Consider the following 10,313-nt stretch of genomic DNA (forward strand, 5'->3'; position numbering starts at 1 on the left):
TTACCACCTATTAGTTATCATTCTGATACAACCGGATTTGATATGACTGGCTGTTTGAATGCAATAGGAATGAAAATTTTAGAGATACGACCAAGATTTAAATAGCTGCAATATGTACGAATCAAACTAAAAAATTCAATTTGGTCATCCCAAACCTCAAATTTTTCTCGGTCAATAAGTTATACCAGTTTCAAAAAAGAATGCAACTGCGGACAAATTTCAAACTATTATAGTCATAAGTGATTTCCCATTGAAAATCTTCAATGCGAAAATCGAAAATGGCGTTACTGACGGACGATCGCAATTTGAACCACTTGCCACAAGGGAGGAAGCAGGAGTGCAGCAGCAACAATTGCCGCAGCCATTGCCGATACCAGAACTGCTCCGGCCGCGCAGTCTTTGGCAATTTTGGCGAGTTCGTGGTAAGATTGCCCGACTGTTAAGTCTACCACCGATTCGATCGCCGTATTCAAAAGTTCCATTGCTAAAACTATACCAATGGTGACGCCGATCACAGATATTTCTACAGGTTTCAGTTGCAGATATAGCCCTAGTCCGATCGCCAAAGTGCCTATAACAGTGTGAATCCGAAAATTTCGCTGAGTTTCAAAAGCATAACTCAGCCCACCCCAAGCGTATCTAAAACTCGTAGCTAAGCTTGATGCAATTTTCCAGGACAGTTCTCGCTTGTATTTCAAGGCTTTTTTCGGTTCGTTGTCTGTCGCACTCGAAGAGTCTTGAGGCACGATCGCAATGTGTGCAATGTTTGATGAAATAGAGGGTCGCTCTAGTGTCATAAATAACCAACTTTAAGTTACAGAGATGAATGAAAGCTAGACTTTTCTAATTTACTTAATCAAGTCTAGTTAACTTTCCTAAGTTTTTACTAAAGTTTTGGTATAGTTTCAGAAAGTTATGTTTGGCTTGATGTGATTGGTTAAGTAACCATCAACTTCAGCTATGCTGTTTGGATCTCAAGATCGATCGCCCGCAGCAATGTTTCTTGTCTGTCTAGCATTTGAGTCAGACTCTCCTCATCCGGGTGATCCCAGCCCAAAAGATGCAGAAAACCGTGGGCTGCGAGCCAAGCTAGTTCGGTCTTCAGGGGATGTCCTTGCTGCTGGGCTTGTCGCTGAGCCGTATCGATCGAGATTACGATATCACCCAAGTATAAGGGTTCAGAGGACTGCATTTCGTCTAGTTGAGGACAGTCTACCTCTAAAGCTGCGAAAGCTAGTACATCCGTCGGTCGATCGAGCTGGCGGTACTGGGCGTTGAGGGTTTGGATATCGGCATCGGCGGTTAAACGCAGGCTGACTTCGTAGCCTGGGGCTGCTGGCACATCCGCCTCTTGGTTTTCCAGCCAAACGCTAAACCAATTTTCCCAAGTTTCGGTTGAAATTTCCCCGCTGGCTGCACTTTCAGGGAGGTTGGAACCGTCGGCGGACGATCGGGCTAGCCCGTAACAGTCTTCGACGTTCACCTCAATTAGCATTTTCAGCATTTTTTGTCAAGCAATTTATTCAATTTTTGGGCAATTTCACATTGGGCAGGCTAATCGACTTTTTGCTTTTAGCTGGCAGATTACAGGAATCTGTGGAAGATTGCAACGGGTCGATCGCGCGATCGGACAAAACGGCCCGCTATGGAACCCGCACAGGCGCGTGAGTGTGTGTATCGACTAGGTTTCAAGCGCCCGGTGTTCTAAGAATTGAAATAGCGATCGAGAAAAGCCAAACCGACGAGTACGCCCAAAAGTCCAGCCGCCGTCAAAGCAAAATGAAACAAAGAAGTCGCCCGCTTGCGAACCATATTCCGCATCGCCAGCTTGACATAACTCGGTGGAGGTGCATTGTTTGTCGGCGCGATCGGAGTTTCGGCGGCGAGCTCTTCGGAGGCGGGAGTTGTGGAGGGAGGTTGATCCATAACGGTTAGTTTTGAAGGTTAAAAGGGCGAATGCTGAAGACAGACTCGCCACGATGGTAACAAAAATGTAACGTTTTGTGTAGTTTTTTTTAGGTTTCGGATGGTGGGAGGCTGGTTTTGGGTAGCAGGGAATCAGCCCAGACAGCATCGGATTCCGACAGCGGGGGCAGGGGTTCGGCGGTGTAATCTAGGGTAAAATCATATCCGGCGCGATCGTACACCGTATTCAACAACGCCTGTAAATCGACAATTGGTTCCACATCGCCACTACGCAAAGGCAAAGGAAAAGCCGGAATTGCATCCGGTAGATTAAACAAATACAAATCAGCGACGGGGCGACAATCTCCCCGACTCACCAAAATTCGATAACTTCCCTCAATATCGTTCCCAAAAACAGGCAGAGGCTGGTAAATTCGCAGTAAGTCAATTTCCACTAAGTGCGATCGACTTCCGAACACCTGATCCCGCTTTTCCTCATACATCTCCCGCCCTTTTCCCGGACGTTTATTAGCAGGTGAAAGCACCTCAATTACCGTTACAACTTCCTTACTTGCCATATCTATAATCTCCAAATACGCTTCTCTCACCTCCTCAAACATCGGTAATCCGACTTTCAAAGGCGTAGCAGTTCGTGTCGCGACAGCTACATTAGATGAATTTGAATTTCTGGGAGTAGTATTGCGTTGAATAGAAACATCAGGAATTCCGACTAACAGAGATTGTTCTCCCTTAATTTCATAAATACGCTTTTCGATCGCAACTCTATATTTTGGCACAAGTTGGGGAACCAATGACTCCTGAAGCATACTAATCAGCCCGTGATGAACTTCTGGCCAAAAGTCAGGACTTTCTAAATAGGGATTCATCCCCGGAAATGGATTAGGCATTGATATAACTCCTGTTTATTTGCTTGTCTAAAATTGAATAAATCAATCAATCAATCAATCAATCAATCAATCAATATTTTTCATTGGTAGTCATGTTATTTTCTCTAGAGTCAAGAGCGAATTTCAACGATATTATCGAAATTTTTAAAACAATCAACATGATAACTTTTGGTTGATTCTACAACAGCTTTAAAGTCACTAATTGCCTTTTTTGCCTCATCATTACTATTTAGACTTTTTTTGACTGCGGGCTGCAGTTTTTCACAAAAAGGAATAGTAACTTGTACGATTGGTTCCCAAAATTTCTTCGCATTTTCTGGTGAGACTTGTTTGCCAAAAGAAACTCTAAAAGCGTTAGGAACTGGTTTGTCCAAAAATGTTTCGAGACAATTAGCAATGGCTGAGGAGAGTAGGAAGTGAGCACCTCGTTTTTGCAAAAAAGATAATTGTTGAGACTCTTCTTTGGATAGAGGGCCAGGTTTACTCTTGTTCACAAGTTGAAGCTTCTTAGCCTCTACACTGCGAAGCAAAGAATAGACAAATACAATATGCCTTGCTGATGTTTGTTCTGTAAAATATTTAGAGTAAATTGTATCTACTCTCCAAATATCTGATTTGTTATTATATGCGATTACCGGATCTTGATGAAATGCTGCCAGAGCTTGAGCCACTGTATCGGATGGTAATAAGTTAGGCGGACGGCGCTTCACATCTGAGCCACTCCTTCTTCCGCCATAATAAGTTGTATCTGGAATTTTTTCAAACTCTTCACGCAAGCGTCGCTGGATTGTATCGTTACTGCGGAAGTCAGATGCTTCGACTACATTTTGCCTATTGTTGTATTCAATTATTTTTCTTATCGTGCTGGTATTCGTACATTTTACAAACCTAACTTGTACATATCCTGTACCGTCAGGAGAAGTATCTAAACTACCCAATGCTCCTGTTGTCTGCGCTCCATTAACTATAGAAATTCCAATAATTTCTAGTGTCTTAGCACTACCTTGTTCTTCAGATTGGTTAGCTTCTACTTCCTTAAAACTAGATACTAAAGCTGTGATACCATTATTAAAAGCCCAAAAATCTTTTGGCTCATCCTTGGCAGTCTTTTTAATGCCATTATTGATATTCTTGTCACTTTTTATACTTCCCAGATATCCTCGGACATTGGCAGAAAATAGATTGTCCGAATATTCTTGAAATACTTGATGGAGCCAGGTAATAGGAATAGCTGTTACAAAGGCTTCCCAATCCTTGCCAGATATAGTGTAACCCCCTGATATGGGAATAGTAAACTTATCAGTAACTAAGATAGGAGCTTCTAAAGCACGATACCACTCATCCAGTGTTTTTTGACCTACTTCTAGGGTACTTACATTTTCCACCTCGGAATTTTTTAATTGTGTTCTCAGGGCATTATTAACTGTCTGTTCTACCATTTTAAGTTCATCTTTAACATTTTGTGATTCCGGTAAGTTGTGTACATACCAAAACTGTACGAATCTAATCTGGTTTGCTTCGAGTGAAGACCGAACTTCTGCAGCAGCAGAGCGAATTCCTTCAGGTAGATATTCTAGAGAAGAATTAAATAGCCAGGCTGCTGCGGTGTTAAGGTCGGAAGCTTTATTAGATGGTGCAGCCTGTTTATTGGGATTTTTCATTAAATCAGCCATATAGGCTTGTATAACAATAATATATCCGGCCTCCTTGTCCACATGGATTAAATCGCATTTTTTATCGTCGCCGCCTCCTGTGAGAGAGCTTGCGGCTAGGGTGTCAATATCCTCAATTTGAAATCTAAGCTGTAATGCAAAAAGAGCTAAAGCATTTTCCTTGTACTCTTTTAAATCAGTGCGAGCGTCAAAAGCAGTTTGGTATGAAAAAGTCATGTTCTGAATAACTCCCGTTAGAACAAAGTGAATGAATACTGTAGTTTGGCTACTTGAACTTATTTCAAGTTTACGAGGTATTGAGTAAGTAGGATATCCACCCTGCAAAAGATTAGTCTATCCTTGCAGGGTGGAATTTTGCAATATCTAAAAATCGCCGTAACTGCTAATAGCAGTCTGCAACCTCCCAAGAACTTCATCAACCGAAATCGCCCCCAACTCCCCAGAAGCACGAGTCCGAACATTCAAACTATTCGCCTCAACCTCCTTCGCACCCACAACACACATCACCGGAATTTTATCCTTCTCAGCATTGCGAATCAACTTACCCAAACGCTCACTACTCTCAACTTCCGCCCGAATATTCAGCGCCTTCATCCTCGCCTCCACTTCCTTAGCAAACGGCAAAAACTCCTCGCTAACAGGCAGCAACCGCACCTGAACCGGCGCTAACCACAGCGGAAAATCCCCCGCGTACTGTTCGATCAAAATCCCGATCAAACGCTCCAGAGAACCGAAAGGAGCGCGGTGAATCATCACCGGACGCTGGCGAGTGCCGTCTTCAGCAACGTATTGCAAATCAAAACGTTCGGGCAAATTGTAATCTACCTGAACAGTTCCTAACTGCCATTCTCTATCCAACACATCTTGGAAAATAAAATCGAGTTTAGGGCCGTAAAAAGCCGCTTCCCCAATTCCTTCAAAATAATTCATTCCCAAAGTTTCCACCGCGCGGCGAATCGCACCTTGCGCCTTTTCCCAAGCTTCATCGGAACCGATGTATTTCTCTAAATTTTCTGGGTCGCGGAAACTCAAACGCGCCTTAAAATTCTTCAGTTGCAAACTCTTGAATACTGACAGAATCAAATCCACCACACTCAAGAATTCAGCATCCAACTGTTCCGGCGTGACAAATAAGTGGGAATCATCCACCGTAAAGCCGCGCACCCTGGTTAAACCGCCCAATTCTCCCGATTGTTCGTAGCGGTAAACTGTGCCGAATTCGGCTAAGCGCATCGGCAATTCGCGATAGGAACGCAGTTCGCTTTTGTAAATTTGAATGTGAAAAGGGCAGTTCATGGGTTTCATGACAAAACCCTGTTCGTTTGCTGCCGCTTCTGCGTCTTCAGCCATCAGCGGAAACATATCTTCTTTGTATTTCTGCCAGTGTCCAGAAATTTTGAACAAATCGACTCTGGCGATGTGCGGTGTCACAACTTGCAAGTAGCCGCGCTTGATTTGTTCTTGTTTCAAGTAATCTTCTAGAATACTTCTCAAAATAGTGCCTTTGGGTGTCCACAAAGGCAAACCGGGGCCTACCGCATCGGCAAAAATAAATAAGCCTAATTCTTTGCCTAGTTTGCGGTGATCTCGTCTTAGGGCTTCTTCTTTGCGGTGCTTGTAGGCTTCTAGCTGTTCGGGTGTTTCCCAAGCAGTGCCGTAAATGCGCTGCAACTGAGCTTTGGTTTCGTCGCCGCGCCAGTATGCTCCGGCGAGACTTTCTAGCTCGATCGCCCTTGCATTCAATTCACTGGTATTATCCAAATGGGGCCCGGCGCACAAATCCCACCATTGGTCGCCCAAATGGTAAAGAGTAATCGGTTCAATCAAACCATCCAAAATTTCTAGTTTGTAAGGTTCGTTAATCTCCTTAATTCTGCGCTCTGCTTCCTCGCGGCTGACTTCTTCGCGAGTTACAGGCAATTTGCGGTTGATGATTTTGATCATTTCTTTTTTAATTGCCTTGAGATCCTTTTCGGTAAAAGGTTCCGGGCTGTCAAAATCGTAATAGAAACCGTTTTCAATCCAAGGGCCGATTGTTACTTGAGCCTTGGGAAATAACTTCTGTACCGCCATCGCCATAACGTGAGATGTGGTGTGGCGAATTTTTTTTAGTGCCTCCGACTCGCTGGTGCGGGGCAACTCTATCTTAACGGACTCTTCTGGAGCGTTCATGGATTCTGAGCTAGACATCGGCTGAATTAGCAATTAATGAGAGTTGCAGTTGCTTCTATCTTACTCAGAATGGGACTGCAAGCGCCGACTTCCGGCTGGGGACACTGTTACAGGAGTGCTAACTAACCGTAGGGTGCGTCAGCGGGGCAAAGTCTTTAGTCTGGGGTAGTTACATTCAGCCCCCTGACGCACCCTACAATCTAACTCCTGGAAATTACAGCAATGGCGCTGATGGTGACAAGTTGACTCCGGGAGGCACTGCGAGGCTCAGAAACCGGGTTTTTTACCGAATCTGCGGGCTGTAACGAGATATTGCGTGAAAAAACCGGGTTTCTAACTACCCGATCGCCAACTAATTTGACATAATGCGGATTTTGACTCAAAAATAACTGCTGACAATGTTAAATTTCTTGACACTCACTTGCTAATTTTTGTGAAATCTTGAATTATTGTTAAAAATATGTTACAGATTGTAAAGCACGTTTAAGGTTAGAATAAATAAATAACCCAATTTTAATTCATGCTTGATTCTAATTTGCCAGAGTCAGAATTGCTAAAATCCCTACTGGAACCGCTGTTAGAGGATTTTAGATACTGGTTTGACCGATCGACCAAACTCTTAGAAACTGAGGAAATTCATTTTCTGAGCGACGAAGATCAATCCGACTTGCTGGCGCGAGTCAAACAAGCTCAGCAAGAAGTAGGCGCGGCTAAAGCTCTATTTCAAGCAACCGGAGGTCAAGTTGCAATTGAAACCGCAGCACTGATGCCGTGGCACAGACTGCTCGCCGAATGCTGGCAAGTATCGGCGCGATTTCGCTCGTGGCAGTCAACTCCTCCTAAACAATGAGGAAGCGAGTTCAAGTTAAACTTAGAGCTAAATCCCAAACACCAGGAAATGTCGCGGGCTGCTTGACAAGTTCAAACAGATTTCCAGTTAATTAAGTTATTACTTGCTGAAACACATTTGTAAACTGCTGTGCGGCTGTTTAGCCGGGAGGAAAATATCATGTTACACCTGCTTTATATTTTAGCTTTCACCGTTCTGGCCTTTTTGGCCGTCGGTAACCTAATCCGCAGTCTAGTCACGGTAGGTATGGAGTCGCAGCGCCCTCAACAATTCAGGGGAAATAATCGCTACGCATCCTATTCTGGCTCTCAAGCTGTACCTCATCCAGAACTTTTAGACGAATACGGAAACGTTGTGAACGAGCCGCTGTTAGTGATGCGTTCGCTGACTGTCCAAGACGCGCGCGAACAATTAGATGCTCTCTACAAATCATCTCCCGGCGGCAGCGAGGAAGGGAGCGAACGACGCTGATTTAATCGCAGTCGCAGCATTTATACTCAGAGTCGCTGGTACTGAAAAAAATAATTGGCCGTTAGTTTCTCGGTAACGGCCAATTTGTAGCGACTTTTGAGAGATACTGGAAAAAGATCGATCTAAACTTACGGTCGATCGCTTTCCAGTTTTGTCATGGGCAAAAATGCACGTTTAAAGCTAGATGATCGTCCCTATTTCGCTACTGGCAGAACTTCTGCAAGCTTTGCCCCAACTGCGGGCACAAATTTATTTCAAATCTTCCATGACAGCGCTGTCTCACGCGATGGAAGACTTGGTTTTGGCGGGTTCCGATGACGAACCGCTAGTGATTGCTAGCTTTCAGCAAGAGCGCTTCTACCTGCAGGAAGCTCACCGCTACCGGCGAATTGCCGATCTATCTTCTCAGGTATACGTGCTAGCAGCACCGGAAACTGAGTTTAAAAATTCCTCGGAACATCACGAAACTGTGGCGTTTGCACCGGAGGACGCATTAAGTAAAGAGTGGCACTTAGTGGTGCTGGGGCAGCACTACTCAACTTGTCTGATTTGTCAAGAAAAAATTGTGCCGGTCGAAAACCAGGACGATCGCGAATCAGTGTTGGTGGATCAAGCTCGCAGATTTGAGGGAATTTGGACGTTCGACAGGGAGGTAAGCTGCAAAGCTGCCGAATTGTTGCTGGATAAAATTCTCAAATATCGCCCGGAATTGGCCGAAAAGATCGATCGAGCGCGCACAACTTACAAGCTGGGAAAAAAGACCAAAAAAACCCGGAAATCCGCGACTTCCCCAGCAGCCAAACCCCAAAAAAGCCCGCGAAAAAACTCAATAGTTCCCAATCCCAAATTGAGCGACGCTTTTACCAAACGCTTAGTAACCTACTTGCAATCAGGCCAGCACCAACTGCTGAAAGCATACAGCTCGATCGCCGCCCAAGAACGCAAAGAACGCCTCATAAACTTAATTACAACGGCAATGCGGCAGTCTCTCAACCCGCAAGAAATCGTCGAAGTCGCAGTGCAAGAACTGGGAACAGCTTTGTCAGCCAGCCGCTGTTTGATTTATCGCTGCAAAGCCGCAGATGTGTCGGTAAAAATCGATCGCGAGTTTTTGCGCCTGGGTGCTAGTTCTCTATTAAATCAGACTTGGCCTTTACAAGAAAATCCCCTATGGAGCGACGCCGTAGCGCGGCAAGAGCGAGTTTACATCCAAGACACAGCACAACACCCGCTGATTGTCAATACAAAATTTTTGGGCAAAATTGTCAAAAATTGGCAGATAGTCTCTTGGTTGATGGTGCCGGTGCTTTATCATGGGCGGGTTTTGGGCATGGTGGAAATGCACCAGTGCCGATCGGCTTCGCCTTGGGAAGAAGACGAAATTGCTTTAGTAGAGGCGATCGCCACCCAACTCGGAGCAGCCTTAATTCAAGCAGAAACCTACGCTAATTTAGAAGAACTAAACCAACAATTAGAAGCATTAGACCGCACTCGCAGCAATCTCATAGCCATCACCGGACACGAACTCCGGACTCCGCTATCGACAATTCAAGTATGTCTGGAAAGTTTGAACTCCGAGCCAGATATGCCCCAAGAATTGCGAAAAATCATGTTAGAAACAGCCCTCGGAGATGCCGATCGAATGCGGAAACTGGTGCAGGATTTCTTAACTCTTTCTAACCTAGAAAGCGGACAAGTTAAATGGAATGTAGAATCGCTGACGCTGCAAGAATGCGTGGATTTGGCCCTCAGCAGCGTGCGATCGCGCGGCGGACTCGATCGGCAGTTACCGGAAATTATCACCGAAGTATCCGCAGAATTGCCATTAGTCCAAGCAGACGGCGAGTGGTTAGTGGAGGTGCTCTCCAAACTGCTAGACAACGCCTGCAAATTCACCACAGCCCAGGGAATAGTCACCATCAGAGCCAAATCCAACGGTTCTGCGATGGTGGAAGTGCTGGTCGCCGATACGGGGCGGGGAATCGAGGCGAACAGTCTGAAAGTAGTGTTCGATCGATTTTATCAAGAAGAAGGAGCATTGCGGCGCAGCGCCGGCGGTACCGGTTTGGGATTGGCAATTTGCAAGCAGATTGTCGCCGGCTGGGGCGGTAAAATTTGGGCAGATTCCCCAGGAAAAGACCGAGGAAGCGAATTTCACTTTACTATTCCAATTGTTTAGATCGATATCCTAAAATATTATTTTCGGTCAATTATCTCAATAAAAAAACCAATTTTATGGCGAATTTAACTTGACTGTTCCGATTGTTTAGCCCGGTTGCTTGCTGCCGGGCCGTGCAAGGTTTGTCACCCGCTGAAACAGTCGATTTTTTTTGA

At 45.0% G+C, this 10,313-nt stretch carries 9 protein-coding genes; 3 read left to right on the forward strand and 6 right to left on the reverse strand.

The genetic code is table 11. The annotated features are described in order from the left end of the window. Positions 1-284 precede the first annotated feature (284 nt). The 6 genes from WBA89_RS19630 to thrS all read right to left on the reverse strand — a co-directional run bounded on the left by WBA89_RS19630 (position 285) and on the right by thrS (position 6,676). Positions 285-797 (reverse strand): diacylglycerol kinase family protein, encoded by a 513-nt coding sequence (locus WBA89_RS19630; RefSeq protein ID WP_424408874.1) that lies wholly within the window; start codon positions 795-797, stop codon positions 285-287. Positions 798-958: 161 nt separating this feature from the next. Continuing rightward, the gene (ybeY, locus tag WBA89_RS19635; protein ID WP_424408882.1) at positions 959-1,495 is read right to left on the reverse strand and encodes an rRNA maturation RNase YbeY; all 537 of its coding nucleotides are present in this window, start codon (positions 1,493-1,495) and stop codon (positions 959-961) included. 209 nt (positions 1,496-1,704) lie between these two features. Continuing rightward, the gene (locus WBA89_RS19640) at positions 1,705-1,926 is read right to left on the reverse strand and encodes a DUF3285 domain-containing protein (RefSeq protein ID WP_424408875.1); all 222 of its coding nucleotides are present in this window, start codon (positions 1,924-1,926) and stop codon (positions 1,705-1,707) included. An 89-nt stretch (positions 1,927-2,015) separates the two neighbouring features. Continuing rightward, positions 2,016-2,813, reverse strand: coding sequence for a DUF4058 family protein (locus WBA89_RS19645; protein ID WP_424408876.1), 798 nt, complete (start codon positions 2,811-2,813; stop codon positions 2,016-2,018). Between the two features lie 110 nt (positions 2,814-2,923). Continuing rightward, on the reverse strand, positions 2,924-4,702 hold the full coding sequence (locus WBA89_RS19650) for an AIPR family protein (protein ID WP_424408877.1): 1,779 nt from the start codon (positions 4,700-4,702) through the stop codon (positions 2,924-2,926). A gap of 147 nt (positions 4,703-4,849) precedes the next feature. Further along, on the reverse strand, positions 4,850-6,676 hold the full coding sequence (gene thrS / locus WBA89_RS19655) for a threonine--tRNA ligase (protein WP_424408878.1): 1,827 nt from the start codon (positions 6,674-6,676) through the stop codon (positions 4,850-4,852). 502 nt (positions 6,677-7,178) lie between these two features. On the opposite strand from thrS, the gene WBA89_RS19660 reads away from it, so the two are divergent. From WBA89_RS19660 to WBA89_RS19670, 3 genes are all read left to right on the forward strand, one after another. Further along, a complete protein-coding gene (locus WBA89_RS19660) occupies positions 7,179-7,508 on the forward strand; it encodes a DUF2605 domain-containing protein (protein ID WP_424408879.1) in 330 nt (109 codons plus the stop codon). Between the two features lie 159 nt (positions 7,509-7,667). Next, positions 7,668-7,979 carry a DUF2973 domain-containing protein gene (locus tag WBA89_RS19665; RefSeq protein WP_424408880.1) on the forward strand — a complete coding sequence of 104 codons (312 nt, stop codon included), beginning with the start codon at positions 7,668-7,670 and terminating at the stop codon, positions 7,977-7,979. Positions 7,980-8,163: 184 nt separating this feature from the next. After that, positions 8,164-10,158 carry a DICT sensory domain-containing protein gene (locus WBA89_RS19670; protein ID WP_424408881.1) on the forward strand — a complete coding sequence of 665 codons (1,995 nt, stop codon included), beginning with the start codon at positions 8,164-8,166 and terminating at the stop codon, positions 10,156-10,158. Positions 10,159-10,313 lie beyond the last annotated feature (155 nt).

It is taken from the genome of Microcoleus sp. (assembly GCF_049646505.1).
GTDB lineage: Bacteria > Cyanobacteriota > Cyanobacteriia > Cyanobacteriales > Microcoleaceae > Microcoleus.

Excerpts from the sequence above, each read along its gene's own strand:
- WBA89_RS19630 (WP_424408874.1), bottom strand. The coding sequence starts at position 797 with ATGACACTAGAGCGACCCTCTATTTCATCAAACATTGCACACATTGCG.
- ybeY (WP_424408882.1), bottom strand. The coding sequence starts at position 1,495 with ATGCTAATTGAGGTGAACGTCGAAGACTGTTACGGGCTAGCCCGATCG.
- WBA89_RS19640 (WP_424408875.1), bottom strand. The coding sequence starts at position 1,926 with ATGGATCAACCTCCCTCCACAACTCCCGCCTCCGAAGAGCTCGCCGCC.
- WBA89_RS19645 (WP_424408876.1), bottom strand. The coding sequence starts at position 2,813 with ATGCCTAATCCATTTCCGGGGATGAATCCCTATTTAGAAAGTCCTGAC.
- WBA89_RS19650 (WP_424408877.1), bottom strand. The coding sequence starts at position 4,702 with ATGACTTTTTCATACCAAACTGCTTTTGACGCTCGCACTGATTTAAAA.
- thrS (WP_424408878.1), bottom strand. The coding sequence starts at position 6,676 with ATGTCTAGCTCAGAATCCATGAACGCTCCAGAAGAGTCCGTTAAGATA.
- WBA89_RS19660 (WP_424408879.1), top strand. The coding sequence starts at position 7,179 with ATGCTTGATTCTAATTTGCCAGAGTCAGAATTGCTAAAATCCCTACTG.
- WBA89_RS19665 (WP_424408880.1), top strand. The coding sequence starts at position 7,668 with ATGTTACACCTGCTTTATATTTTAGCTTTCACCGTTCTGGCCTTTTTG.
- WBA89_RS19670 (WP_424408881.1), top strand. The coding sequence starts at position 8,164 with ATGATCGTCCCTATTTCGCTACTGGCAGAACTTCTGCAAGCTTTGCCC.